Origin of the sequence: Aeromonas sp. 2692-1, from assembly GCF_013085505.1 — a bacterium.
GTDB lineage: Bacteria > Pseudomonadota > Gammaproteobacteria > Enterobacterales > Aeromonadaceae > Aeromonas > Aeromonas hydrophila.
In genome coordinates, this window is record NZ_CP038513.1 from 4,990,195 (window position 1) to 5,015,000 (window position 24,806).

Consider the following 24,806-nt stretch of genomic DNA (forward strand, 5'->3'; position numbering starts at 1 on the left):
AGACTGATTTGAGGCTGGAACGGTCGGTTAAACAGAAGGGTCAACAACGGCGGGGATGGAAAATAAAATCAAGATGATCAATGTGTTGCACTTTGATGACGGGAGCACTGCCAGTGCCCCCGTCAGGGGCTTCATATCAGGCGCCAGCCCACAGCAGGATGGCCAGCAACTGGGGTGAGATGATGCGCAGGAACATCACCAGCGGATAGACGGTCGCGTACGACAGGGCACTGGCACCACTGGTGGGGTGCATGCCGTTGGCAAACGCTAGGGCGGGAGGATCCGTCATGGAACCGGCCAGCAAGCCGCACAGGGTGAGGTAGTTCATCTTGCCGTACAGACGGGCCAGCACGCCGACCACCAGCAGCGGGATCAGGGTGATCGCCACCCCATACATCATCCAGGCCGGGCCATCGCCGTTGATCAGGGTATCGATGAAGCCGGCGCCGGACTTGAAGCCCACCACCGCCAGAAACAGCACTATGCCGATCTCCCGCAGCGCCAGGTTGGCACTGGGGGGCATGAACCAGTAGAGCTTGCCGATGCTGCCGATGCGCGACAGGATCAGCGCCACCACCAGCGGCCCACCCGCCAGACCCAGCTTGAGCGCCGCCGGGAACCCGGGCAGGTAGAAGGGGATGGAGCCGAGCAGCACGCCAAGGCCGATGCCGATAAACACCGGCAGCATCTGCACCTGCTGCAGTTTCTGCTGCACGTTGCCCACCACATTGGTGACCGCCTCGATGGCGTCGAGTCGTCCCACCAGGTTGAGGATGTCGCCGAACTGCAGACTGGTCTGGCTGGTTGGTACCAGCTCGATACCGGCCCGGTTGAGGCGCGAGATCACCACGTCATACTTCTGCTTGATGTCGAGATCGCGGATCTTCTTGCCGAGCACCTGCTCGTTGGTCACCACCACCCGCTCTACCCGCAGATCGGTGCCGCGAGTGGAGAGCGAGGTCTCCACCTCCTCCCCCAGCACCAGCAGTACTTTACGCAGGGCGTGCCGCTCACCCACCAGGTGCAGCAGGTCGCCCAGCTCGATGCGCGAATCTGGCCGCGGCACCATCAGCTCCTCGCCGCGTTTGAGGCGCGAGCAGATGACGTCTGCCTCGTCGAGACTCGGGATCTCGCTCAGCATCAGACCGTGGATGTTGGGGTTGCGCACCGCGATGTTGATGGTCTGCAGACTCTCCTTGGTCTTGCCGGCCTGTTGTTCAAACTGGGCTGCTTCTTCGTCGATCTTGATGCGAAAGAACATGCGGATCAGCCACATGGTCAACAAGATGCCACAGATGCCGAACGGATAGGCGACTGCATAGCCCATCCCCATCAGGCCGGTGGAACCTGGCGCGGCGCCCAGCTCAGCCAGGATCTGCTGGCCGGCACCGAGAGAAGGGGTGTTGGTCACGGCGCCGGAGAAGACCCCCAGGATCACCGGCAGCGGCACGTCGAACAGCTGGTGCAGGGCTGCCGCCACGGCGCAGCCAAGCAGTACCAGCAGAGCGGCGAAGCCGTTTAGCTTGAGGCCAGAGCTGCGCAGGGAGGAGAAGAAGCCGGGGCCGACCTGAATGCCGATGGTGTAGACAAACAGGATCAGGCCGAACTCCTGAATGAAGTGCAGGGTCTGCTCATCCAGCGCCAGCCCCGAGAGGCCGGCGAAGTGGCCCACTATGATGCCGCCGAACAGCACCCCACCGATCCCGAGACCGACGCCATAGACCCGCCAGTTTCCCAGCCAGAGCCCCAGCACTGCCACCAGCGACAACATGCTGATGGAAAGCGCGATATCACTCATTTCGTGCATCCTTTGCGAATTGAACTGTCCCTAGCTTGTCAGCAAACGTCGCGACCAACTGTGTGATACCGCACGAATTTATCCTTTTGAGCAGCAAAAAATACCAATTAAGGGCTAGTTAGGCGACGTAGCCATAAATGGCCATAAAGTGACAAACGCTGCCCCCCAGCACGAACAGATGCCAGATGGCGTGGTTGTAGGGGATACGTTTGGCCACATAGAAGATCACACCCAGGCTGTAGATGAGACCACCCAGCCCGAGCAGCAGCAAGCCTTCCCCCTCCAGATGGATATAAAGCTGATAGACCACCAGCAACGACAGCCAGCCCAGCATAAGGTAGGTAAACAGCGACAACTTCTTGAAGCGGTTGATGAAGAGCAGCTTGAACACCACCCCCGCCAGCGCCAGCCCCCAGATCACCACCATCAACCCTTGTGCCAGCGGCGTGTCGAGTGCCACCAGCAGGAAGGGGGTATAGGTACCGGCGATCAGCAGATAGATGGCACAGTGGTCGAATACCTTGCACCAACGTCTGGCCGGCCCTTCCGCCATGCTGTGGTAGAGAGTCGAGGCCAAGTAAAGCAGCACCAGACTGCCGCCATAGAGGCTGTAACTGACCAGCGCCTGAGGGCCCTGCGCCCAGCCCTTGTTCAACAACAACACCAACCCCAGGATCCCCAGTACCAGCCCCAGGCCGTGGCTGAGGCGGTTGGCCAGCTCCTCGCGGGGCGAATAATCCGTCACACTGCTCATTGCATACTCCTGCCCAAACTGCACTCACTCTAGCCGTCGCCATTTCAGAGTACAAGTGTTAGCTTAAAGTGATTTTCATGCCATTTGCCATGTGTTGAGGAGATGCACATGGCTGTCACCCGCTGGCCTTTGGTGTATGCTCTGCGGCCGATGCCCACGTAGCTGTTGCCACCGCGCTTGCTCACCACCCAGTGACTCCCTGGCAACCCGGTCTGGAGAACCTGATGAAGTTGACTGAACTGTTTGCACTACCGGATCCGGCCTTCGGCCAGGCCATGACGGATCTGCTGGAGACCTTCCACCACTCGGATGACAGTCAGGCTCCCTACCAGCGCGACCAGTTCACCCACCAGCTCGATCAATCCCGCATGCCGGCCACCGGCATCGCCATGGATGAGTACCTGGCGCGCCTGGCCACCTTGGTGCCTGGCGCATCCCACCTCACCTCGCCACGCTACATGGGTCATATGACGGCCCCGTTACCGGCCTTTACCGCCGAGTTGTCCCGCCTGGTGGTGATGCTCAACCAGAACCCGATGAAGATGGAGTCCTCCCGTCTGCTCAGCTTTCTGGAGCGGGAGGTGCTGGCCAAGCTGCACCGCCTCATCTATCGCGCCGACGATCTCTTCTATGACGCCCAGATGCATGCCAAGGATGCCGCCCTCGGGGTCATGACCAGCGGCGGCACCATCGCCAACGTCACCGCCCTCTGGCTGGCCCGCAACCGCGCCTGCGGCGACAACCTGTTCGCCCTTTATGAGCAGGGTTATCGCGGCGCCGTCATTCTGGGCTCGCGGCTGATGCACTACTCCTTCGACAAGGGGATGGATCTGCTGGGGCTGGGGGCGCGCAGCGTCTGGCGCCTCCCGACCGACGACCAGAACCGGCTCGACATGGCGGCGCTGGAGCAGGCCCTTGCCCAGTGCAAGGAGCAAAAACTCAAGGTGCTGGCACTGGTCGGCGTGGCCGGCAGCACCGATTTCGGCTCCATCGACCCCTTGCCTGAGCTGGCGGACATTGCCGAGCGCGAGCAGATCCACTTCCACGTGGATGCAGCCTGGGGCGGCCCGACCCTGTTCTCCCCCCGCTATCAGGCGCTGCTGGCGGGGATCGAGCGAGCCGATACCGTCACCCTGGATGGCCACAAACAATTGCTGGTGCCGCTCGGTACCGGCATGCTGCTCTGCCGCCAGCCAGACCTGATGATGGCGGTCAAGCGGGAGGCCCCCTACGCCATCCGCGCCAGCTCCTTTGATCAGGGGCGCTTCACCCTGGAGGGCACCCGCCCGGCCAATGCGCTCTATCTGGATGCCGCCTTCCAGCTATTCGGCCAAGAGGGTTATGCCGAGCTCATCGAGGCCAACTACGACCGGGCCCGCCTGATGGCAGGCCTTATCGACCAGGATCCTGCCTTCGAACTGATGTCGGCCCCGGTGATGAACCTGCTCTCCTATCGCTGCATCCCCCCTCATCTGCAGGGCAAGGTGCTGGACGAGGCCGCCAACGAACAGGTCAATACCTTCAACGTCGCCCTGCAGAAGGCTCAGCGCGCCGAGGGGCACAGTTTTGTCTCCCGCACCCAGCGCGCCGTGGGTCGCTACGGCACCCAGCCGCTCACTCTGCTGCGGGCCGTGCTGCTCAATCCGCTCATCGAAGAGCGCCACATCCGCGATCTGCTGGCGGATCAGCAGCGGCTGGGCGCCGAGATCGCAAGGCAGTTATTTGGCTGAGGAACTGGCTGGCGAATGAGCGGTCTTATTCATTTGCCGTTGCCCATCGGGCAGGTACACTGAATGAAATTTTGCGGTCCACTTTTGAGGGCGACGAGCCAGACATGAAGCAATTTATTGAATTTATTCCTCTTATCGTTTTCTTTGCAGTCTATAAGTTCTACGACATCTACATGGCGACCGGTGCCCTGGTGGTGGTGACCGGTCTGCAGCTCGCCTACAGCTGGATCCGCTATCGCAAGGTCGAGAAGATGCAGCTGTTCACCTTCCTGCTGGTCGGCTTCTTTGGCGGCCTCACCGTCTTCTTCCACGACGACACCTTCATCAAGTGGAAAGTCACCGTCATCAACGTACTGTTTGCGCTGGGCCTGCTCATCAGCCGTTACGGCTTTGGCAAAAACCTGATCAAGCAGATGCTGGGCAAGGAGCTGCAAGCACCGGATCCCGTCTGGGATAGGGTCAACCTCGGCTGGGTCGGCTTCTTTACCGTCTGCGGCCTGCTCAACCTCTATGTGGCCTTCAACCTGCCGCAGGAGATGTGGGTCAACTTCAAGGTGTTCGGTCTGCTTGGCATGACCCTGGTATTCACTCTGCTAAGCGGTGTCTATCTCTATCGCCACCTGCCCGCCGAGCAGAAAAATGAAATGAAAAAATAACTGCCATCAAGAAAAGGATCGTCTCATGTGGTATCTCATCTATTCCGAAGATGTTCAAGGCAGCCTGCCGCTGCGCAAACAGGCGCGTCCAGCCCATCTGGCCAGGCTACAGACGCTGCTGGATGAAGGACGGCTGCTCACCGCCGGCCCTAACCCGGCCATCGATGCCGAGGATCCGGCCGATGCCGGCTTTACCGGCAGCACCGTCATCGCCGAGTTCGCCTCACAGGCGGATGCCAAGGCTTGGGCCGATGCCGATCCCTATGTGGCGGCCGGTGTCTATGCCAAGGTGACCATCAAGCCGTTCAAGAAGGTCTTCTGACCCAACGCGAATAGCGAAATAAAAAAGGCCGGACTGGCAGTTCACGCCAGTCCGGCCTTTTTGTATCCCGATATCCCGTTTTACGCCTTGGCCACGAACCAGGGGTTGAGGATGTCCGGCTTGTTGTAGCACAGCGGTGAGCCATCGAGCTGGGTGACACTGCCGCCCGCCCCCTCCAGCACCGCCTGCGCCGCACCGGTATCCCACTCGCAAGTGGGGGCGAGGCGCGGGTAAAGCTCGGCGCCCCCCTCGGCGATGATACAGAACTTGAGCGAACTGCCCATGGAAACCAGCTCAATCTCGCCCCGCGCCATGTCACCAAAGCCCGCCAGGTAATCCAGAGTGGCCTGAGAGAGGTGATTGCGACTGCCCACCACCCGCCAAGGCGTGCCTTCCTGATGAGGTTGGCTCTGGATGGCCTCACGCTTGCCATCAGCCACCCGCCAGGCACCCAGCCCCTTGCCGCCATACCAGAGCTGGTCCAATACCGGGGCATAAACCAGTCCCCAGCGCGGAGCCCCCTCTTCAATCAGGGCGATATTGACGGTGAACTCGCCGTTGCGGGAGACGAACTCCTTGGTGCCGTCCAGCGGGTCCACCAGCCAGTAGCGGGACCAGCCGTGGCGCGCCGCCATCACCTCGGGCCCGGACTCCTCGGACAATACGGGGATGTCGGGAGTCAGCCGGGCCAACGCCTGCACGATCACCTCGTGCGCCCCCTTGTCGGCGGCTGTCAAGGGGCTTTCGTCCTGCTTGTACTCCACCGCAAAGGGCTGACTGTAGATGGCCATGATGGCGTCACCGGCGGCACGGGCGATGGGCTCCAGCTCGGAAATCGCGGGAAAAAACATAAGAAAAGACACCCTGGTCAAATGGTTAGCACAGTGTACCTATTTTGGAATGGCGGGGGTTATAGCCGATTCAGCTGAGTTATAACCCTGTTACTTCTGACAGACAAAAAGTGGCGCAACTCGGCTAATTCTCAATAGGCATTCCACACAACACAAGGACGTGACGCCATGAACTACAAGACCCTGACCGCCACCCTGCTGCTGAGCTGCCTGCCCCTGCTCAGCCAGCCTCTACTGGCCGCCGACAAGCCTGCTGCCAAGCCGGCAACCACGGTCACCGCCGCCAAGGAGAGCGGCAAGGTGAACCTGAACACCGCCAATATCAATGAGTTGACTGCGCTCAAGGGCATTGGCGAGAAGAAGGCTCAGGCCATCGTCGATTACCGCGAGAAGCAGGGCAAGTTCACTACCGTGGATCAGCTGGCCGATGTGAGCGGCATCGGGCCAGCCACGCTGGAAGCAAATCGGGACATGATTATCGTCAAGTAACCGATCCATACCCCTTCCATCATAAGGGCAGCCTGTGGCTGCCCTATTTTTCTTCGGGTATCATGGGCCCACTTTGTATCTCTGGACTCTCTCCATGAAAAAGACACCGCTCGTTGTACGCAAAGCCGTTCTTCCCGTCGCCGGTCTGGGCACCCGCATGCTGCCAGCCACCAAGGCCATCCCCAAGGAGATGCTGCCCGTCGTCGACAAACCGCTGATCCAGTATGTGGTGCGCGAAGCCATCGCCGCCGGCATCAAGGAGATCATCCTGGTTACCCACTCGAGCAAGAACTCCATCGAAAACCACTTCGACAAGAGCTTCGAGCTGGAAGCGACTCTCGAGAAGCGGGTCAAGCGGCAACTGCTGGAAGAGGTGCAACACATCTGCCCGAAAGACGTCACCATCATGCACGTCCGCCAGGGGGAAGCCAAAGGTCTGGGCCACGCGGTGCTCTGCGCCCGTCCGCTGATCGGCGACAGCCCGTTCGCGGTACTGCTGCCGGACGTGCTGATCGACGAGGTAGCCAGCGACCTCAAGCAGGACAACCTGGCCGAGATGGTGCACATGTTCGAACAGGATCACATCAGCCAGATCATGGTGGAAGCCGTCCCCGAGAGTGAAGTGGACAAATACGGCATCGCCGACATCAAGGGAGAAGCGCTGAGCGAGGGCATGTCTCTGCCGATGCAGGCTATCGTTGAGAAACCGCCCCGCGATGAGGCCCCCTCCAATCTGGCCGTGGTCGGCCGTTACGTGCTCTCTTCCAACATCTGGCCGTTGCTGGAGAAGACCCCTGCCGGTGCCGGCGACGAGATCCAGCTGACCGATGCCATCGCCATGCTGATGGAGCAGGAGCAGGTGAATGCCTACTTCATGAAAGGGCGCAGCCACGACTGCGGCAGCAAGTTCGGTTACATGAAAGCCAACGTGGAATATGCAGTGCGCCATCCGGAACTGAACGGCGAATTTATCACTTGGTTGAAACAGTTTGCCAAGCAGCTGTAATAGCTGAATATTTAACCTATTAATGGAATAAAACACTGGGCATCATTCGATGCCCTTTTTCATTTTATAAACATATATTCAACCATTGATAGATAAAATATCGCTAAATCACAATATTGTAATTTAATCACGCTTGTTCTATAAGGATTATGGCTTGTTCCTAGCCCTTGCATAAAATTTCTAAAAAAATATAAGACACAGGTGGAAGTTCCAATGAATAATCCGTCCAAAGGGACCTTTTTAGGTCACCCTAAAGGGCTTTTTTTGCTCTTTAGTACCGAACTGTGGGAGAGATTCTCCTATTACGGCATGCGTGCCGTGCTCGTGCTCTATCTGACTGACATGACTGCCAACGGCGGGATGGGCTGGACTCAGGCCGATGCCCTCAAGCTGTACGGCATCTATACCGGTCTGGTCTACATCACCCCGATCATCGGCGGCTGGCTGGCAGATACCTTCCTCGGCCAACGCCGCGCCATTCTGTTTGGTGCCGTGCTGATGGCCGCCGGCCAATTTACCCTGGCGCTGCCGCACGCCATGTTCCCGGACATGGTCAACACCGTCTTCTATTCGGGTCTCGGCTTGCTGATCGTGGGTAACGGTCTGTTCAAACCGAACATCTCCACCATGGTGGGTGACCTGTATCAGGAAGGTGACCACCGTCGTGACGGTGCCTTCACCATCTTCTACATGGGTATCAACCTGGGCTCCCTGCTGGCCGGCGTGATCTGTGGCGCCGCCGCAACCGCCTATGGCTGGCAAGCCGCCTTCGTCAGCGCCGGTATCGGCATGCTGCTCTCCCTGGTGGTACAGGCCACCATGGCTCAGCGTTTCCTAGGTGATATCGGCCGCGTGCCGGCCGCCCAGCGCGCCGCCGAGCAGCGCTCCAAGGAGCAGAAGGCTCCGCTGACCAAGCAGGAAGTGGATCGCATCAAGGTCATTCTGGTGCTGGGTCTGTTCACCATCATCTTCTGGGCCGGCTTCGAGCAGGCCGGTGGTCTGATGAACCTGTACGCGCAGGAGTATACCGACCGCATGATCGGCAGCTTCGAAGTGCCGACCGCCTGGTTCCAGTCCCTTAACCCCTTCTTCATCATCACGCTGGCCCCCATCGTTGCCGCCATCTGGATCAAGCTCGGCAAGAAAGAGCCGAACTCCCCGGTGAAGTTCGCCATGGGTCTGCTGTTCCTGGCCGTGGGCTTCCTGTTCATGATCGGTGCCGTGCTGGAGCAAGGTGGTGATCAGGCCGTCAAGACCTCCATGTTCTGGCTGGTCGGTGCCTACCTGTTCCACACCCTGGGCGAGCTCTGCCTCTCCCCGATCGGCCTCTCCATGGTGACCAAGCTGGCTCCGCTGCGCCTGGCCTCCCTGATGATGGGTGCCTGGTTCGGCTTCGTGGCCCTGGCCAACTATGCCGCCGGTTTCATCGGCTCCTTCGTCGGCGAATCCGGTGCCATGGCCATCTTCGGTGGCATCGCACTGGCCGCCGTGATCAGCGCGCTGATCCTGCTGACCATGGCCAATCGCCTGGTCTACTGGATGCACGGTGCAGAAGGTCCGGCCAAAGAGCCGCAGGAACACGACAAGAAGCTGCAATCTGCCGCCGTCTAAGCGGTCCGGATTGTCTAGCAACAAAGAGGGCGCCCATTGGGCGCCCTCTTTGTATGTGGCCGTCTGACACGGCCTCAATGATGTCGAACCTGCACATGCAGGGCACTGCCGCTGTCACTGCGAAACTGCAGATCAAAGGGTTCATGCCAGCTGCGCCTGTGCAAGGCGTAGTGGCTGGTACGCAGCAGACCGAGCGGCAGGCCGCCGGAGCGCACCAGCCAATGGGGCGAAGTCAGCCCGGCATTGGCAAAGACCAGCCCGTCCTCCTGATCAAACAACAGGGCGGCCATGGCGAAGGAGTGGCGCAGGCCGGATTCGACCAGTTGCAGATTGAGGTAATCGAGCAACCGGTGGGGCTGGGTCAGCAGCAGACTCTCGCCACGTTGAAACTGGCGATACGGGGCATTCATCAGGGAGCGCACCAGGGCGCCGCAGAAGGCGGCATCCACCCCGAGGATCGGCAGCTCCATCACCAGCACCAGCAGCTTGTCATCCACCTTGAAGGTATCGGGAATGAACAGATTGCCCATCCCTTCAAAGGTGACCTGCCAGGGCCCCCACTCCTGCAAGCCCGGCGGTTTCAACCAGGCCAGCAGCCGGGTCGCCGCCTGGTCGTGTTCGCGAAAGAAGTCGAGGTGCTCCATCAACTCCAGCTGTTGCCCATAACCGTGATTGGCGCTCAAGCACTGCTCTATGCTGCGACGCACCTGACCGAAATCCGAGATGGGTTTAAGCAGGAAATCGCGGGCACCGGCGCGCAGCGCTCGCTCGACCGCTTCCATCTTGCTCTGGGCCGAGATGACGATGACAGGAATATGAGGGTAGCGGGCCGTGAGACAGGCGATCACCTCATGCCCATCCATGTTGGGCATGTTCAAATCACATAACACCACATCGGGGTGATAGAGAGCGGCGGCAGAGAGGCCTTCAATGCCGTCTTCGGCCTGGAACACACAGGCACCATCGTGAGCGAGATAATTGACCAGCGAGTGGCGAAAAACGGCTTCGTCCTCCACCACCAGGATCCGTAGTCCGGCTTTTGACATCTTGATAAAGCTCTTATTAGTCAACCAGTTATTTAGCCTCAAGCCTAGACCATAACCGACTGCATTGACCAATCAGATGATTGAATAATCGCCGAAAAATCCATGCCCGCCAGCTATTCTGGCGGCCAACTGCTTGAAATAAAGCAGCTAATGATGCTCATCGAAACTCAGCTTTTTCTCCTCTTTGCAGCTTGGCCGACAAAAAACGGCGTCATACGAAAACAAGCAACCCCGATTGCGAGCGAGCCGACCACCCGCCGGCGGTGCCGGACATGCCATCAATTGTATGAGGCTGCGCCATGGGGGATAATACCGCCACGTCCGTCAATGAAGCATGCCATGACCCCTGCCGAATACAGCGCCCTCGCCCATCCCAGATTGTCCCACCCGGCCCGCAGCCTCTATACCCTGCAGCTGCGCCGACTGGTGCTGGAAAATCAGCTGGCCAGGCTCAACTACCCCGAACTCGGCCGGGCGCTGGCGGTGGTCGACCCGGGCGATCCCAGCGGCTTTTCCTTTCAGGTCAATGCCCGCCAGCTGACCGAGCTGTTCGATGAGCTGATGGAGGCGGGTTTGCTGCAAGTCGAGGCGCAAAACGACAGTGAGCACTACCATCAGTGCCCGTTCCAGTTGCCGCTGCTGACCCAGCGGGTGCGCAGCCCGCTGCCAGAGCGCCCGTTCCAGATGCACCTGCAATGGCGCCCGGATGCAGAGCTGCCGGCCCTCGCCCGCCTGTGCGGGGTGATCGATGCCAGCTACAACGAAGAGGATCTCGGCGAGTTCATCGCCTACTGGCTGGGGCGGCCCGAGGTGTTCGACTCCCAGCACCAGTGGATGCTCAAATTCATTCGCGCCCTCAAGACCCGCCGCTATACCCGCCGCAAGCCGATGGAGGTGCAGGGCTACCAGCAGGTGACCCCGGCACAGGTCGAGGCGGGCCCAAGCAAGCGGGCGCAGGAGATGATCGAAGAGGCCAAGCGGCTGGCCGGCCAGCCGCAGGAGCCGGATAATGATTGATAGCAGGCACCGCCAGCAGGCAAAATCAGAGACCTGTCCCCACCCCAGACCGAGCAGAAGGAGCATTCCATGACTGACCCGCACGATCCCCTGCGCCAGGAGCTGGAAGAGATCGAAGCCAAGCGCCAGAAGATCGCCAAGGCCAAGCAGGATCATCGCGTTCACGACCCGGAATTGAGCCGCCACGTAGGAGGCCTGCTGGAGCGCATTCGTCGTCTTCAGCAAGAAACCGGCGGCAGCCAGTACGACTACGAGACCCTGCGCAAGGAGTACGACGCCAAGGCCAATGCCGAGGTGCGCGAGCTGCAGAAGGCGGCACGCCAGGAGCGGATCCAGAAGCTGATCGCCCAGGCCGACCTCAACCCCGACTGGGTGTTTGAACGGATGGATGCCGGCGATCCGGCACTGCAATATCCCATCGAAACCGCCCGCTACTTCATCAGCGGTTTCGAGCACTGGGAGAAGAGCGGTGGCGGCTGCATGCTGATCTATGGCGACTACGGCACCGGCAAGTCGACCCTGGCGGGCGCCGTGGCGCACGAGTTGATCGCACGCCACCAGAGGTCGGTGATCTTCCAGCAGTGGGCCTCCATCGTGGACAGGTTGTTCTTCAACGTGATCCAGGATCAGGAAGAGCGCAACCAGTACCGGCGCGCCCTGGAAGAGGTGGATTTGCTGATCATCGACGAGGTCTCGGCCAACCGCGCCAAGATGGCGGAGAGCCAGTCCAGCTTCCTCGGCCACCTGCTGCGCCGCCGTCGCAACCTCTCCAAGAGTGTCATCCTCATCACCAACCACAATCCCCAGAGCCTGCATCAGGCAATAGGTGATTTCGCGTTCGAAGCGATCAAGGCGTTCAATCCGGTGGATATCCACCTGAGCGGCCCCAGCCGTCGCCCCCATATCGGCCACTACAACGGCTGATCCCCGTGCGAGCCAGGCCCCGCCCCTGGCTCGCCGCTTCCCTCTTTTTCTAGGCAAATAAAAACAACTCTCATTTACAGCTTCCCCACAACCCTCTAGGCTAGCCCTTTCGTCAAAGGGAGCAGCAGCATGCCAACCACACTCATCTTCGGAGCCAGCCGCGGGCTGGGCCGCGCCTTCACCGAACAAGCCCTGCAGCAGGGCCACCGGGTCATCGCCCTGATCCGCAGTCCCGAGGTGGCCACCGAGCTGCGCGCTCTGGGAGTCGAGGTCGTCAACGGCGATGCCCTCGACCCGCAGGCGGTAGCGGCAGCCTGCCAGCTGGCCGGTAACGAGGCGCAGGCCATCTCCACCCTCGGCAGTTTTCGCCAGGCAGAGCCTGTCGACTATCTTGGCAATCGTCAGGTGATCGATCAGATGGAGCTGGCCGGGCTCAAGCGCCTGCTGCTGGTGACCTCACTCGGTTGCGGCGACAGCTGGCAATATCTGCCACAGCGGGCGCGGGCAGCCTTCGGTCACGAGGTCAGATTGAAGAGCCTGGCGGAGAGCTGGCTGCAGACCAGTGCGCTCGAGTGGACCATACTGCGTCCGGCGGGTTTGCAGGATGGTGAGGCCACCGGTCAGGCCGTGCTGAGCCAGGGCGAGGAGGTGCACGGCCTGGTGCGTCGTGCCGACGTCGCCGCCTGCGGGCTGCGTCTGCTGGGCGACAAGGCGGCACACAGCCAGGTCTACGCCATCGGCGATCCCGAGCTCCAGCGCGGCTAAACCAGCGCCAGCTTCACTGAGTCCAGTGCATACAAAAACGGTCAGCCCAAGGGCTGACCGTTTTTCGCTTTAGTACACACGCGCACTGGTACCATCCCGCTCAACCGGCGGTGGTTTCACTCTGCGCGGCAGGCTGGCTGGCAACCGGCAACGACGGCTGCCGCCAACGCAGCAGCAGGCAGGCCAGCACACCGTAGAGCAGTGCCAGCCCCCACAGCTGCCACCAGTAGTGGGAGACCTGAGCAAACTCGGCCCCCATCTGGTTGAGCCGCAAAAAGCCTTCGATGGCCGGGGTGCTCGGCACCCACTGGGCCAGCCAGTTGAGCGGAGTCGGGATCAGCTCCAGCGGCCAGATGAAGCCAGCCAGAAAGACCAGCGGCAGCGAGGAGACAAGCACCACCTGGGTCGGTAGATCCCGGCGGGTAAACAGTGCCCCCAGCACCACTCCCAGCCAGGTGGTGGCCAGCAGGAACGGCAGGGTGAACAGCCAGAGTGCGGCCGGCTCGGCGGTGCGCACTATGTTGTAGTGATCGAAACAGAAGCCGAAGAAGTAGCTCACCGGCAACACGAACAGCCCCCCTACCACCAGGGTGCGGGCCAGCAGCAGTGGCAGGATAGGGGCATTCTGCCAATATCCCGCCTCGCCGCGCTGGCTGCGCTGGTTCTGGGTCGCCCCCAGGATGCCGGTGCCCATCAGCAGCACCTGGTGCAGGATCAGCACGAACACCGCCGGCACCACGTAGTTCACATAGCCCATGGTGGGGTTGAACACCGGCAGCACGTTGAGCGCCACCGCATTCCAGCCCATGGCGGCCTGCGGCAGGGCCTCACCGTGGCTCAACAATCTGGCGACCTTCACCTGAGCGGCCAGGGTGCCGCCCGCCTGGGCCAGCCCCTCGGCAATGGTGCCGTAAACCAGGAAGTAGGAGGCATCGCCGGCATAGCCCAGGGTGACGCTCTTGCCCTGCATCAGATCCCGATAGAAGTGGCGGGGGATGTGCAAAATGCCGCTGCCCTGCCCCGCCAGCAGCAACGCACGAGCCTCATCCAGGCTGCCCGCCCGCGCCACCAGTTTTACCTGTGGCGTGGCATCGGCCATGAACTCCAGCTGGCGCGACAGCTGACTGCCATCCTCGTTGACCACCACCACCGCCTCTTCCCGCGGCAGCTGGTGCAGATAGGGCTGCGGATAGAGGAAGGAGTAGAAGAAGACGCCGCCGAACAGGGTGAGCATGATGGCCCTGTCCGCCAGCAGGGTGCGCAGCTCGAGGCGCAGCAGATCCCAGAAACCTAGCATGTCATTGGCTCCTTCCACCGCCAGGAGGCAGCGATTTGTGGCGCCAGCAAGAGGCACAAAGCAATCGGCCACCACTCGAGGCGTGGCAAATTCCAACATCCCATCATGGCTTGGGCTCCTCATTAACGGGGGCCTCGCTCGCCTGAGCCTGATAGCGGCGAACCACCAACAGCAGGGGCAGCAGAAACAGCAGCAGGGCACCAAATTGCGGCAGGGCCGCCGCCAGCGGTTGGCCGTAGTTGGTCTGGCCTATCTGCAGCTCGACATAGTGGGAGATGGGCAGCAGGCTGCGCCAGAACTGGGCGAAATCCCCCATGGCGCTGACCGGAAAGGTAACCCCCATGAAGGCAAAGCCCGGCGCCGTGTAGGCACCGGCCAGCGACAGGGCGCGGGCCGGATCCCGGATAATGCCGTAGAAGAAGGCCCCCATGCTGACGCAGGCGGCTGACGCCAGCCCCAGCCCTGCCGTCAGCACCAGCCAGCTGCCCTGCATCGGGTAACCAAACCCCTTGAACAGCAGCAGACTCCAGCCCAGCCCCCAACCCCAGCCAATTAACACGTGGGGCAGCAGGGTGCGCCAGAGACCGAACCAGACCCCTTTGGTGGTCCAGTCCAGCCCCAGCCGATCGGTACGGGCCAGCGCATTGATGCCGTAGAGCACCACCAGGATCTGCCACACCGCCGGCAACAGGGCACTCAGCAAAAACTGGGCATAGCTGGAGTTGATGTTGTAGAGCGCCGTCACCTGGCTGGCGATGGGCACCGCCTGCCCCAGCGCACCGGGCAGCGCCTTGCCGCCCGCCATGGCCGAGAGCACGCCCACCTGACCGTTGAGCGTCCCGACCACCTGGGCCAGCGCCGAGTTGACCAGCTTGGCGATCAGGATGAACTGGCCATTGTTGAACACGGTGACCTGAGGCTGGGTGCCTTGCCGGGCATCCCGCTCCAGGTGGTTCGGCAACACGACCAGGGCGTAGACATCGCCCCCTCGCAGCGCCCTGGCCCCTGCCTCGATGGAATCAAACTGCTGGGCGACCTTGAGTCCGGCTGAGGCATCCAGCGAGAAGGCCAGCTCGCGTGACAACAGGCTCTGATCCAGATCCACCAGACCTATCTTGAGATCCCGCGCCAGCCCTGCCGAGAAGACCCAGCAGAGGATCCCTATCAGCAACAGGGGTAGCCAGCTTGCCAGTGCCCGGCCGAACGGATCCTGCCACAGCAACCGCCATTCACGTCCCATCAGAGTTCGACCAGCACGCTCATGCCGACCCGCAGCCCCTCAACCGGTTGCAGCGGGCGCGCCTCTACCTGGAAGCTCTTCATGTCAAAGCCCTGACGGGTATCGGTGGCACGCCAGGTGGCGAAATCCCCCATCACTGCCACATGGGTCACCTTGAAGCGCACCGTCTGCTCGCCAAGGCCGGGAATACGGGCATCGAACTCGGTACCCAGCGCAAAGCGGGGCAACAGATCTTCGCGCACGTGGAACTGGGCCCAGGCATCGCTCATGTCGAGCAGGGTCACCACCGGGAAGCCCTGCGGGGCCAGCTCGCCGCTGCGCAGCAGCACCTGGGCGACTTCCCCGGTGTGCGGGCTGGCGATGCGGGTATCGGCCAGGTAGGCCTCCACTTCGGCCACACCGCCGGCGGCCATCTTGGCCTGCTCGCGCGCCGCAATCTTGGTCTCTTCCCGCGCCCCTTCCAGGGTCATCTGGTATTGCTGCCAGGCCATGCCTTCGCTGTACTTGGCCGCCTGCCAGGCAGTCCAGGCCTCATCGCGCTTTTGCAGCGGCATCACGCCATCCCGATGCAGGCTGGCGATGCGCTCGTAAGTCTTGCCGCGCAGCAACGCGGCCGCCTTGGCCTTTTGCCACTGATCCTTGGCGGCGGCAATCTGCTGCGCACGCGCCCCTTTCTCGGCCTCTTCGGCCATGGCGCCAGCCGCCGCCTGGCCGGCCTTGGCCTGGCTCAGCTTGGCTTCGATTTCCGGGCTGGCCAGGGTAAACACCAGCTGATCTTTGGCCAGCTGATCACCCTTTTTAACCAGCACCTCGTCGATGCGGCCCGCCACCTTGGAGGAGACGGAGTACTGCTGCGCCTCGATCTGCCCCTGCAGGCGCACCGGCTCCGGCTGATAGGCCAGCCAGAAGCGCCAGCCCAGCCAGATGACCAGCAGTACCAGCGCCAGTGGCAGCAGCAGCGGCTTGGCCTGGCTCATCTTCTTCTTGATGGGGGGATGACTCATGCATTCACCTCGGCAAACGGGCGACCCTTGGCGGTCGAAACAGACATGAAAAAAGGAGCAGAGTGGCGCGCGATCATGAATTCACCTCGATCACTTGCCCATGCTGATATTGATTGAAACTGTTCATCTGACCGGAGAGTGCCAACAGGCGGGCCAGCGAGATCACGTATTGATAGGCGGCAGCAGCGCGCTGGGTCTTGACCCCGGCCAGCTGGTTGCGGGCATCCACCACGTCGAGGGAGGTAGAGAGCCCCTGCCCGAACGCCTTGTCCCGCAGCAGCACGTTCTCCTCGGCCAGCGCCTGGGTGGAAGAGAGCGACTGGAACTCCTCCAGCCCTTGCGCCGCCTCGCGCCAGGTCTTCTCGACCAGCAGTTCCAGATCCTGGCGGGTCTTGGCCTGCAGCAGATTGACCTGCAACTCGGCGCTCTTGGCCGCCTGTACCGTCTCGGAGCGGCCGTCACGGCTCACCAGCGGCATGCTGACGCCCACCCCGACCAACCAGTCCGGCGTGGTCTTGGAGGCCAGCGAATCATCTTCATAGAGGTTGTAGTTGCCGAACAGGAACAGCTCGGGGGCGTACTTGCCCTTCTCCAGCTTGATCATCCCCTGCGCCTGCTCCTTCTTGGCCGTCAGCAGCTTGAGACCGGGATGTACCGCCAGCGTCTCCTGCACCAGGGCGTCGAGCTCGGGCATCTGCTGATTGATGAAGAGCTGGGTGTTGGGCTCGGCCTGCTTGAGCTTGAGCATGTGGCCAAGGGCCAGCTGGGCGATCTCCAGGCTGCGCCTTGCCTTCTGGGTATCGATGCGCGCTCGGTCATAGGCCGACTGGGCGGAGAGGCGTTCGACCCGGGCAATCTGGCCCTGGGCCTCCAGCTTCTTGGCATGCTCCAGATGGTGGGACAGCCCCTGCTCGATCTCCTGCTTGGTCTGCACCACCTGGGCCGCCAGCACCACCCCGAAGTAGGTCTGGGAGAGGCTCTCGAAGGTAGACTGCTGCTTCAGTACCAGCAACTGCTGCGCCTCGCTCACCTGGGCCTGACGAATGTCCTGCGCCGCATCGATGCGGCCACCGGTAAACAGCGGCCACAGCATCTTGACCGAACTGGTCACCACGTTCTGTTTGGTGAGGGGGGTGACGAAGTCGTTGGGCGTCAGCTTGAGCACCTGCATGATGGGCGCCAGCACCTTGCCGAATTCCGGATGGTTGGCGATGGGGTTGAGATCCATCATATCGAGCTCCATCGGCTGATCGAGGTGGGTATAGCTGGCCCCCACGTCCACCTTGGGCAGATACATGGCCTTGGCCGCCTCGCGCAGTTGCTGCGCCCGCTCCACCCCTGCCTGCTCGGCCGCCAGCCCGTCATCCTGGCGGATGACCCGACTCCAGGCTTCGCTGAAACTGACCGTCTGGGCCTGGGCCGAGCCCAGCACGGCACCAAGCAGACACGGGTAGAGAGATTTGATGAACCTTGCCGTCATACATCCCCAATCTGTTTGTAATGAAATTGTTTGGAGCCTTTGCTCGATACAAGCTCGCTATCATAACGCAAACCGGTCCGGGATGGGGACAGGCAAATCGCCTCTCCCCTCACCCATTTGGCCCTGCCAGTCCGGCTCGACAATATGTCTGATTTTCAAGCACTCCTGAATTTGCAAGCCTTGGCGCGACGTTTTTTTCAGAAAAAAATGGCTGACGCTCAAATACTAACCTTTTCTCCTGACTAAAAAATGCGTAATATACGCCGCCCTAAGCCGATGGTAACCGTGGAATGCAGATAGGTCCCCACACGCTTGAAACTCCCCTGATTGTGGCTCCCATGGCCGGTGTAACAGACCGACCATTTCGTGAACTTTGTTTGCGATTGGGCGCCGGCATGGCCGTTTCCGAGATGCTGCTGGCCAACCCGGATGTCTGGGATACCCAGAAAACCAGGATGAGAATGGATCACTCTGCAGAAGGTGGCTTGCGATCGGTCCAGATTGCCGGAGCCGACCCCGAGATGATGGCGTTTGCTGCCCGCTACAACGTGGAGCAGGGCGCTCAGATCGTCGACATCAACATGGGATGTCCGGCAAAAAAAGTGAATAAGAAGCTGGCAGGTTCCGCCCTGCTGCGCCAACCCGACCTGGTCAGAACCATCTGCCGGGCCGTAGTGGACGCAGTGGAGGTACCTGTCACCTTGAAGATCCGCACAGGATGGGATCCGGATAACCGCAATGGCGAGGAGATCGCCCGAATCGCCGAAGATTGCGGTATCGCGGCCCTTGCCGTGCATGGTCGTACCCGTACCGACCTCTATCGGGGCGAGGCGGAGTACGACACTATCAGGGCGATTAAGCAGGCCGTATCGATTCCTGTTGTCGCCAATGGCGACATAGACAGCCCGGAGAAGGCCCGGTATGTCCTCGACTATACCGGCGTTGATGCCGTGATGATCGGCCGTGCTGCGCAAGGACGACCCTGGATTTTCCGGGAAATCCGTCATTTTCTTGAGACGGGCACCAAGCTGCCGCCTCCCGAAAGGGAAGAGGTTCGCACCCTGATGAACGAGCATGTAACCAACCTGCACCAGTTTTATGGTGCATATCTGGGAGCGCGCATTGCCCGTAAACACGTGGGCTGGTATCTGGATGAAGAAGAGACGGGCCGAGAATTCCGTAAGCACTTCAATGCCCTGGATTGTGCAGATGCACAACTCGAGGCACTCGAAGCGTATTTCGATGGATTAGGTTAACGCATAACTAAAGAGCCGACCGAATATGTTCGAACAAACCCTGACTTCTGATGCATTGGTAACAACTACTCACAATCACGCTGCCGAGCCGACCCAGCGCCCCCTGCGTGACTCTGTGCAACAGGCCCTGCGTAACTACCTGGCCCAGTTGAACGGTCAGGAAGTGATTGATCTGTACGATATGGTTCTCTCCGAAGTCGAAGCTCCCATGCTGGACGTGATCATGCAGTACACCCGTGGTAACCAGACTCGCGCCGCCGTGATGATGGGCATCAACCGCGGTACTCTGCGCAAGAAACTCAAGCGCTACGGCATGAACTGATTTCAGTCAGCCTGCTGCAGTGCAGACGAAGGCGTATCCCAGTGATGGGATACGCCTTTTTCTATGCCCTCACTCCACCGCCAGCTTGATGCCAAGCCCCACGAAAAGCCCCCCCATCAGGCGATTGAGCCAGCGACCCAACCAGCCAGGCAAGGCCACCTTGCGACTCGCATAGGCGGTCGAGAAGGCCAGCAGATGGCACCAGATCATACCGTTGAAATTGAAGATGCAGCCCAGCACGATGAAGGCCAGCGCCTTCTGCGGTGCATCGGGAGCGATGAACTGGGGCACAAAGGCGAGAAAGAACGGTAATCCCCCCGAAAAACCAGGGTGCTCATAAGTAGAATTTTCCCGTACCTTGAACGCAGGAGGTTCTACATGAAAACATCACGCTTTAGCGATACCCAGATCATCGCCATCCTCAAACAAGCTGAGGCTGGAGCTCCCGTCCCGGAGCTCTGCCGCGAGCATGGCATCAGCACGACCACCTTCTACAAGTGGCGTTCCAAATTCGGGGGGATGGATGCCTCCCTCATGGCTCGACTCAAGGAGCTGGAGGACGAAAACCGCCGCCTCAAGAAGATGTACGCCGAGGAGCGCCTCAAGGCAGAGATCATCACCGAGGCCATGGCAAAAAAGTGGTAACGCCATCTGCCCGCCGGGAGATGGCGACCAAAGCCGTGACTCACTACGCCATATCCATCCGTCTGGCTTGCCGGATCTTCAAGGTCAGTGAAAGCTGCTATCGCTATCAGCCCGTGCTGGTCGATGAAAACCAGGAAATTGCCGATTGGCTGCTACGTATCACGGCCAGCCAGCGCAACTGGGGCTTCGGGTTATGCTTTTTGTACCTGCGCAACGTCCAAGGCTTTGGCTGGAATCACAAACGGGTATACCGGATCTATCGGGCGCTGGAGCTCAATCTGCGGATAAAACCCAGGAAACGGTTGGTTCGGGCTAAGCCAGAGCCGTTGGCGGTTCCCGACCAGCCTAATCAGTGCTGGTCGATGGACTTTATGCATGACCAGCTCAGCGATGGCCGCTCGGTGCGGCTGTTTAATGTGATCGATGACTTCAATCGTGAAGCGCTGTGCATCGAGGTGGATTTCTCCTTACCCGCCTCACGAGTCAAACGGGCGCTGGAGCAGGTGATCACGTGGCGAGGTAAGCCCGCCATTATCCGATGTGACAATGGCCCGGAATACATCAGCGAAGAGCTCAAGCGATGGGCGAAACAGGAGGGGATAACCCTGGGCTATATCCAGCCAGGAAATCCGCAGCAGAATGCCTACATCGAACGGTTTAACCGCACGGTGCGCTACGACTGGCTGGGCCATTACCTGTTTGAGTCACTGAATGAACTACAGGAGTTTGCCACGAACTGGCTGTGGGTTTATAACCATGAGCGGCCCAATATGGCGCTGGGTGGCTACACGCCGAAACAGCGTCTGGCACAGGCCGCATGACCTCTACTTTTGAATGCCCCTAAAAATGGGGGATTACCGAACAGAGCCACCTTGGGGTTGAGCACATTGGTCAGCAACCCTTGCCGGAAGATCCGGCCATAGGAGAGCACAGGCAGCCGCATGGCAGGCTCGCGCACAGCCGGTGAGCCAGACCCTTGCCACAGGAGCGAGCCTCCCAGATAGACCAGGTAGAGCGCCCCCATCAACTTGATGACGGTGAACAGCTCCGCCGAGGCACTCAGCAGAGCCGACAGTCCCAGCGCCGCCGCCAGCACATGTACCATGGTGCCCGTCCCAATTCCCAATGCAGCCACCGAACCGGCCCGCCAGCCTTGTGAACCGCTGCGCAGCATGATGAGCAGGGAGTCCGGTCCCGGCATCATGTTCAACAGCAGACCGGATAAGACAAACAACGCCAGATCGTGGATCCCCAACATACACAGCTCCTTATGCCTGAAAGAGACAGTCTATGGATCCCGCCTTCCTTGTCATCCCCCGCAGCAGCAATAGTGATTATCGACGAATGGAATAGCTGGGCAGCCCAAGCGCTACAAGCGATCAGATCAGGTGGCCGGAGGGAATGGTGAGACTTGAAAATGGGGAGATGAACATCGAGATATCGGCAGCCCCACTTCAGCAATCACAATGGAGGGGAAACAGGTCTGACGGTAATAACTTAGACCAGAGCCAAGGCTATAACACGTTGAATTTCAGGCAATAAAAAACCCCGCTCAGATGAGCGGGGTTTCTCGTGTTGGGTGCCTGGCAGTGTCCTACTCTCGCATGGCGAATGCCACACTACCATCGGCGCTACCGCGTTTCACTTCTGAGTTCGGCATGGGTTCAGGTGGTTCCACGGCGCTATGGCCGCCAGGCAAATTCTTCAATCTAAGAAAGCTGATTTTGTTGTTCGTTCTCGGTATCTGCTACAAGCCTTAGAACACTTCTTGGGTGTTGTATGGTTAAGCCTCACGGGTAATTAGTATGGGTTAGCTCAACACGTCGCCGCGCTTACACACCCCACCTATCAACGTTGTGGTCTCCAACGGCCCTTTAGGACCCTCAAGGGGTCAGGGATGACTCATCTCAGGGCTCGCTTCCCGCTTAGATGCTTTCAGCGGTTATCGATTCCGAACTTAGCTACCGGGCAGTGCCACTGGCGTGACAACCCGAACACCAGAGGTTCGTTCACTCCGGTCCTCTCGTACTAGGAGCAACTCCCTTCAATCATCCAACGCCCACGGCAGATAGGGACCGAACTGTCTCACGACGTTCTGAACCCAGCTCGCGTACCACTTTAAATGGCGAACAGCCATACCCTTGGGACCGACTTCAGCCCCAGGATGTGATGAGCCGACATCGAGGTGCCAAACACCGCCGTCGATATGAACTCTTGGGCGGTATCAGCCTGTTATCCCCGGAGTACCTTTTATCCGTTGAGCGATGGCCCTTCCATTCAGAACCACCGGATCACTATGACCTACTTTCGTACCTGCTCGACCTGTCCGTCTCGCAGTTAAGCTGGCTTATGCCATTGCACTAACCTCCTGATGTCCGACCAGGATTAGCCAACCTTCGTGCTCCTCCGTTACTCTTTGGGAGGAGACCGCCCCAGTCAAACTACCCACCAGGCACTGTCCGCGACCCAGATTCATGGGCCTGCGTTAGAACATCAAACATACAAGGGTGGTATTTCAAGGACGGCTCCAGCGCAACTGGCGTCACGCCTTCAAAGCCTCCCACCTATCCTACACATGTAGGTTCAATGTTCAGTGCCAAGCTGTAGTAAAGGTTCACGGGGTCTTTCCGTCTAGCCGCGGGTACACCGCATCTTCACGGCGAATTCGATTTCACTGAGTCTCGGGTGGAGACAGCATGGCCATGGTTACACCATTCGTGCAGGTCGGAACTTACCCGACAAGGAATTTCGCTACCTTAGGACCGTTATAGTTACGGCCGCCGTTTACCGGGGCTTCGATCAAGAGCTTCGCTTGCGCTAACCCCATCAATTAACCTTCCGGCACCGGGCAGGTGTCACACCCTATACGTCCACTTTCGTGTTTGCAGAGTGCTGTGTTTTTGATAAACAGTCCCAGCCATCTGGTCACTGCGACTCCCAACTGCTCCATCCGCAAGGGACTTCACTGTCAAGAGCGAACCTTCTCCCGAAGTTACGGTTCTATTTTGCCTAGTTCCTTCACCCGAGTTCTCTCAAGCGCCTTGGTATTCTCTACCCGACCACCTGTGTCGGTTTGGGGTACGATGACTTGTAATCTGAAGCTTAGAGGCTTTTCCTGGAAGCAGGGCATCAATGGCTTCCGCACCGTAGTGCGTTCGTCTCGTGTCTCAGTGTTGTGTCTCCGGATTTGCCTAGAAACACCACCTACGCACTTTCACCAGGACAACCGTCGCCTGGCCCACCTAGCCTTCTCCGTCCCCCATCGCAATTACAAGTCGTGCAGGAATATTAACCTGCTTCCCATCGACTACGCCTTTCGGCCTCGCCTTAGGGGTCGACTCACCCTGCCCCGATTAACGTTGGACAGGAACCCTTGGTCTTCCGGCGAGGAGGCTTTTCACCCCCTTTATCGTTACTTACGTCAGCATTCGCACTTCTGATATCTCCAGCATACCTCTCGATACACCTTCGCAGACTTACAGAACGCTCCCCTACCACTCACACTTAGTGTGAATCCGCGGCTTCGGTGCCTGGTTTGAGCCCCGTTACATCTTCCGCGCAGGCCGACTCGACTAGTGAGCTATTACGCTTTCTTTAAATGATGGCTGCTTCTAAGCCAACATCCTAGCTGTCTGAGCCTTCCCACATCGTTTCCCACTTAACCAGAACTTTGGGACCTTAGCCGGCGGTCTGGGTTGTTTCCCTCTTCACGACGGACGTTAGCACCCGCCGTGTGTCTCCCGGATATTACTTACTGGTATTCGGAGTTTGCATGGGGTTGGTAAGTCGGGATGACCCCCTAGCCCAAACAGTGCTCTACCCCCAGTAGTATTCGTCCGAGGCGCTACCTAAATAGCTTTCGGGGAGAACCAGCTATCTCCGAGTTTGATTGGCCTTTCACCCCCAGCCACAGGTCATCCCCTAACTTTGCAACGTTAGTGGGTTCGGTCCTCCAGTTGATGTTACTCAACCTTCAACCTGCCCATGGCTAGATCACCCGGTTTCGGGTCTACACCTTGCAACTAGACGCCCAGTTAAGACTCGGTTTCCCTACGGCTCCCCTATACGGTTAACCTCGCTACAAAATGTAAGTCGCTGACCCATTATACAAAAGGTACGCAGTCACCCCGAAGGGCTCCCACTGCTTGTACGTACACGGTTTCAGGTTCTATTTCACTCCCCTCACAGGGGTTCTTTTCGCCTTTCCCTCACGGTACTGGTTCACTATCGGTCAGTCAGGAGTATTTAGCCTTGGAGGATGGTCCCCCCATATTCAGACAGGATGTCACGTGTCCCGCCCTACTCGATTTCACATCAAGGTTGTTTTCGTGTACGGGCTATCACCCTGTATCGCCGGCCTTTCCAGGACCGTTCCACTAACTTCCAAGATGCTTAAGGGCTAATCCCCGTTCGCTCGCCGCTACTGAGGGAATCTCGGTTGATTTCTTTTCCTCGGGGTACTTAGATGTTTCAGTTCTCCCGGTTCGCCTCGCTACGCTATGTATTCACGTAGCGATACCTAGCTTATGCTAAGTGGGTTTCCCCATTCGGAAATCCGTGAGTCGTAATGTCTCTTACCGACTGCTCACGGCT

The 24,806-nt window shown here is 59.6% G+C and carries 20 protein-coding genes, 2 rRNA genes and 2 pseudogenes (1 of these 24 running past the window's edge); 12 read left to right on the plus strand and 12 right to left on the minus strand.

Translation table 11 applies throughout. The features are described 5' to 3' along the window. Positions 1-136: 136 nt before the first annotated feature. Positions 137-1,798, minus strand: a complete 1,662-nt coding sequence (locus E5E97_RS23185) for a putative transporter (protein ID WP_017411002.1) — start codon at positions 1,796-1,798, stop codon at positions 137-139. Positions 1,799-1,916: 118 nt separating this feature from the next. Continuing rightward, on the minus strand, positions 1,917-2,552 hold the full coding sequence (locus E5E97_RS23190) for a hemolysin III family protein (protein ID WP_016351856.1): 636 nt from the start codon (positions 2,550-2,552) through the stop codon (positions 1,917-1,919). A 224-nt stretch (positions 2,553-2,776) separates the two neighbouring features. Between E5E97_RS23190 and E5E97_RS23195 the strand changes: the two genes are divergently transcribed. The 3 genes from E5E97_RS23195 (at position 2,777) to E5E97_RS23205 (ending at position 5,260) form a co-directional block, all read left to right on the plus strand. Next, positions 2,777-4,282: an aminotransferase class V-fold PLP-dependent enzyme gene (locus tag E5E97_RS23195; protein WP_171281181.1), complete on the plus strand. Its 1,506-nt coding sequence runs from the start codon at positions 2,777-2,779 to the stop codon at positions 4,280-4,282. A gap of 104 nt (positions 4,283-4,386) precedes the next feature. Beyond that, positions 4,387-4,938: a septation protein A gene (locus E5E97_RS23200; RefSeq protein ID WP_024946223.1), complete on the plus strand. Its 552-nt coding sequence runs from the start codon at positions 4,387-4,389 to the stop codon at positions 4,936-4,938. A gap of 25 nt (positions 4,939-4,963) precedes the next feature. Then, positions 4,964-5,260, plus strand: coding sequence for a YciI family protein (locus E5E97_RS23205; protein WP_171281182.1), 297 nt, complete (start codon positions 4,964-4,966; stop codon positions 5,258-5,260). An 80-nt stretch (positions 5,261-5,340) separates the two neighbouring features. On the opposite strand, the gene cysQ is transcribed toward E5E97_RS23205, so the two are convergent. Then, positions 5,341-6,111, minus strand: a complete 771-nt coding sequence (gene cysQ / locus E5E97_RS23210) for a 3'(2'),5'-bisphosphate nucleotidase CysQ (RefSeq protein ID WP_162901806.1) — start codon at positions 6,109-6,111, stop codon at positions 5,341-5,343. A 168-nt stretch (positions 6,112-6,279) separates the two neighbouring features. Here cysQ and E5E97_RS23215 point away from each other — a divergent pair, with 168 nt between their 5' ends. From E5E97_RS23215 to E5E97_RS23225, 3 genes are all read left to right on the plus strand, one after another. After that, complete coding sequence (locus E5E97_RS23215; protein ID WP_017410999.1) at positions 6,280-6,600, plus strand: ComEA family DNA-binding protein; 321 nt, start codon at positions 6,280-6,282, stop codon at positions 6,598-6,600. Between the two features lie 94 nt (positions 6,601-6,694). After that, positions 6,695-7,606: a UTP--glucose-1-phosphate uridylyltransferase GalU gene (gene galU, locus E5E97_RS23220; protein WP_118880550.1), complete on the plus strand. Its 912-nt coding sequence runs from the start codon at positions 6,695-6,697 to the stop codon at positions 7,604-7,606. Between the two features lie 213 nt (positions 7,607-7,819). Beyond that, positions 7,820-9,217 (plus strand): peptide MFS transporter, encoded by a 1,398-nt coding sequence (locus E5E97_RS23225; protein WP_011707249.1) that lies wholly within the window; start codon positions 7,820-7,822, stop codon positions 9,215-9,217. Between the two features lie 74 nt (positions 9,218-9,291). Here the strand turns inward: E5E97_RS23225 and E5E97_RS23230 are convergent, their stop codons facing one another. Then, complete coding sequence (locus E5E97_RS23230) at positions 9,292-10,263, minus strand: response regulator (RefSeq protein ID WP_171281183.1); 972 nt, start codon at positions 10,261-10,263, stop codon at positions 9,292-9,294. Between the two features lie 339 nt (positions 10,264-10,602). Here E5E97_RS23230 and E5E97_RS23235 point away from each other — a divergent pair, with 339 nt between their 5' ends. The 3 genes from E5E97_RS23235 (at position 10,603) to E5E97_RS23245 (ending at position 12,969) form a co-directional block, all read left to right on the plus strand. After that, positions 10,603-11,280, plus strand: coding sequence for a DnaT-like ssDNA-binding domain-containing protein (locus E5E97_RS23235; protein ID WP_039215906.1), 678 nt, complete (start codon positions 10,603-10,605; stop codon positions 11,278-11,280). 69 nt (positions 11,281-11,349) lie between these two features. Then, a complete protein-coding gene (locus E5E97_RS23240; protein ID WP_029305296.1) occupies positions 11,350-12,204 on the plus strand; it encodes a DnaA/Hda family protein in 855 nt (284 codons plus the stop codon). A 129-nt stretch (positions 12,205-12,333) separates the two neighbouring features. Next, a complete protein-coding gene (locus E5E97_RS23245; protein ID WP_029305295.1) occupies positions 12,334-12,969 on the plus strand; it encodes an SDR family oxidoreductase in 636 nt (211 codons plus the stop codon). 100 nt (positions 12,970-13,069) lie between these two features. Here the strand turns inward: E5E97_RS23245 and E5E97_RS23250 are convergent, their stop codons facing one another. From E5E97_RS23250 to E5E97_RS23265, 4 genes are all read right to left on the minus strand, one after another. Next, a complete protein-coding gene (locus E5E97_RS23250; RefSeq protein ID WP_171281184.1) occupies positions 13,070-14,266 on the minus strand; it encodes an ABC transporter permease in 1,197 nt (398 codons plus the stop codon). 103 nt (positions 14,267-14,369) lie between these two features. Beyond that, on the minus strand, positions 14,370-15,506 hold the full coding sequence (locus tag E5E97_RS23255; protein WP_011707256.1) for an ABC transporter permease: 1,137 nt from the start codon (positions 15,504-15,506) through the stop codon (positions 14,370-14,372). Further along, on the minus strand, positions 15,506-16,510 hold the full coding sequence (locus E5E97_RS23260; protein WP_011707257.1) for an HlyD family secretion protein: 1,005 nt from the start codon (positions 16,508-16,510) through the stop codon (positions 15,506-15,508). Before E5E97_RS23260 ends, E5E97_RS23255 begins: the two co-directional genes overlap by 1 nt. Positions 16,511-16,583: 73 nt before the next feature. Then, positions 16,584-17,990: a TolC family protein gene (locus E5E97_RS23265; RefSeq protein ID WP_164927737.1), complete on the minus strand. Its 1,407-nt coding sequence runs from the start codon at positions 17,988-17,990 to the stop codon at positions 16,584-16,586. A 290-nt stretch (positions 17,991-18,280) separates the two neighbouring features. Between E5E97_RS23265 and dusB the strand changes: the two genes are divergently transcribed. Further along, positions 18,281-19,246 (plus strand): tRNA dihydrouridine synthase DusB, encoded by a 966-nt coding sequence (gene dusB / locus E5E97_RS23270; protein WP_011707259.1) that lies wholly within the window; start codon positions 18,281-18,283, stop codon positions 19,244-19,246. Between the two features lie 25 nt (positions 19,247-19,271). Next, positions 19,272-19,568, plus strand: a complete 297-nt coding sequence (gene fis, locus E5E97_RS23275) for a DNA-binding transcriptional regulator Fis (RefSeq protein WP_005309538.1) — start codon at positions 19,272-19,274, stop codon at positions 19,566-19,568. Positions 19,569-19,637: 69 nt separating this feature from the next. Here fis and E5E97_RS23280 read toward each other — a convergent pair. Continuing rightward, positions 19,638-19,874: pseudogene (locus tag E5E97_RS23280) on the minus strand (LysE family translocator); the annotation flags it as partial. Positions 19,875-19,946: 72 nt separating this feature from the next. Between E5E97_RS23280 and E5E97_RS23285 the strand changes: the two are divergent. Continuing rightward, positions 19,947-21,034 (plus strand): IS3-like element ISKpn10 family transposase gene (locus tag E5E97_RS23285; protein WP_099368947.1). Its coding sequence is split into 2 segments (ribosomal slippage): positions 19,947-20,199 and positions 20,199-21,034, totalling 1,089 coding nucleotides; the frame shifts between segments, so codons are not numbered across the junction. Between the two features lie 38 nt (positions 21,035-21,072). Here the strand turns inward: E5E97_RS23285 and E5E97_RS23290 are convergent. From E5E97_RS23290 to E5E97_RS23300, 3 genes and pseudogenes are all read right to left on the minus strand, one after another. Further along, positions 21,073-21,471, minus strand: a pseudogene (locus E5E97_RS23290) (LysE family translocator); the annotation flags it as partial. Positions 21,472-21,794: 323 nt separating this feature from the next. Next, positions 21,795-21,909: ribosomal RNA gene (gene rrf / locus E5E97_RS23295) — 5S ribosomal RNA — on the minus strand. An 83-nt stretch (positions 21,910-21,992) separates the two neighbouring features. Further along, positions 21,993-24,806: ribosomal RNA gene (locus E5E97_RS23300) — 23S ribosomal RNA — on the minus strand (it continues 73 nt past the right edge of the window).

Excerpts from the sequence above, each read along its gene's own strand:
- dusB (WP_011707259.1), top strand. The coding sequence starts at position 18,281 with ATGCAGATAGGTCCCCACACGCTTGAAACTCCCCTGATTGTGGCTCCC.
- E5E97_RS23255 (WP_011707256.1), bottom strand. The coding sequence starts at position 15,506 with ATGGGACGTGAATGGCGGTTGCTGTGGCAGGATCCGTTCGGCCGGGCA.
- E5E97_RS23205 (WP_171281182.1), top strand. The coding sequence starts at position 4,964 with ATGTGGTATCTCATCTATTCCGAAGATGTTCAAGGCAGCCTGCCGCTG.
- galU (WP_118880550.1), top strand. The coding sequence starts at position 6,695 with ATGAAAAAGACACCGCTCGTTGTACGCAAAGCCGTTCTTCCCGTCGCC.
- fis (WP_005309538.1), top strand. The coding sequence starts at position 19,272 with ATGTTCGAACAAACCCTGACTTCTGATGCATTGGTAACAACTACTCAC.
- E5E97_RS23240 (WP_029305296.1), top strand. The coding sequence starts at position 11,350 with ATGACTGACCCGCACGATCCCCTGCGCCAGGAGCTGGAAGAGATCGAA.
- E5E97_RS23195 (WP_171281181.1), top strand. The coding sequence starts at position 2,777 with ATGAAGTTGACTGAACTGTTTGCACTACCGGATCCGGCCTTCGGCCAG.
- E5E97_RS23225 (WP_011707249.1), top strand. The coding sequence starts at position 7,820 with ATGAATAATCCGTCCAAAGGGACCTTTTTAGGTCACCCTAAAGGGCTT.
- E5E97_RS23190 (WP_016351856.1), bottom strand. The coding sequence starts at position 2,552 with ATGAGCAGTGTGACGGATTATTCGCCCCGCGAGGAGCTGGCCAACCGC.
- E5E97_RS23215 (WP_017410999.1), top strand. The coding sequence starts at position 6,280 with ATGAACTACAAGACCCTGACCGCCACCCTGCTGCTGAGCTGCCTGCCC.
- E5E97_RS23260 (WP_011707257.1), bottom strand. The coding sequence starts at position 16,510 with ATGAGTCATCCCCCCATCAAGAAGAAGATGAGCCAGGCCAAGCCGCTG.
- E5E97_RS23245 (WP_029305295.1), top strand. The coding sequence starts at position 12,334 with ATGCCAACCACACTCATCTTCGGAGCCAGCCGCGGGCTGGGCCGCGCC.
- E5E97_RS23230 (WP_171281183.1), bottom strand. The coding sequence starts at position 10,263 with ATGTCAAAAGCCGGACTACGGATCCTGGTGGTGGAGGACGAAGCCGTT.
- E5E97_RS23200 (WP_024946223.1), top strand. The coding sequence starts at position 4,387 with ATGAAGCAATTTATTGAATTTATTCCTCTTATCGTTTTCTTTGCAGTC.
- E5E97_RS23265 (WP_164927737.1), bottom strand. The coding sequence starts at position 17,990 with ATGACGGCAAGGTTCATCAAATCTCTCTACCCGTGTCTGCTTGGTGCC.
- E5E97_RS23250 (WP_171281184.1), bottom strand. The coding sequence starts at position 14,266 with ATGCTAGGTTTCTGGGATCTGCTGCGCCTCGAGCTGCGCACCCTGCTG.
- cysQ (WP_162901806.1), bottom strand. The coding sequence starts at position 6,111 with ATGTTTTTTCCCGCGATTTCCGAGCTGGAGCCCATCGCCCGTGCCGCC.
- E5E97_RS23185 (WP_017411002.1), bottom strand. The coding sequence starts at position 1,798 with ATGAGTGATATCGCGCTTTCCATCAGCATGTTGTCGCTGGTGGCAGTG.
- E5E97_RS23235 (WP_039215906.1), top strand. The coding sequence starts at position 10,603 with ATGACCCCTGCCGAATACAGCGCCCTCGCCCATCCCAGATTGTCCCAC.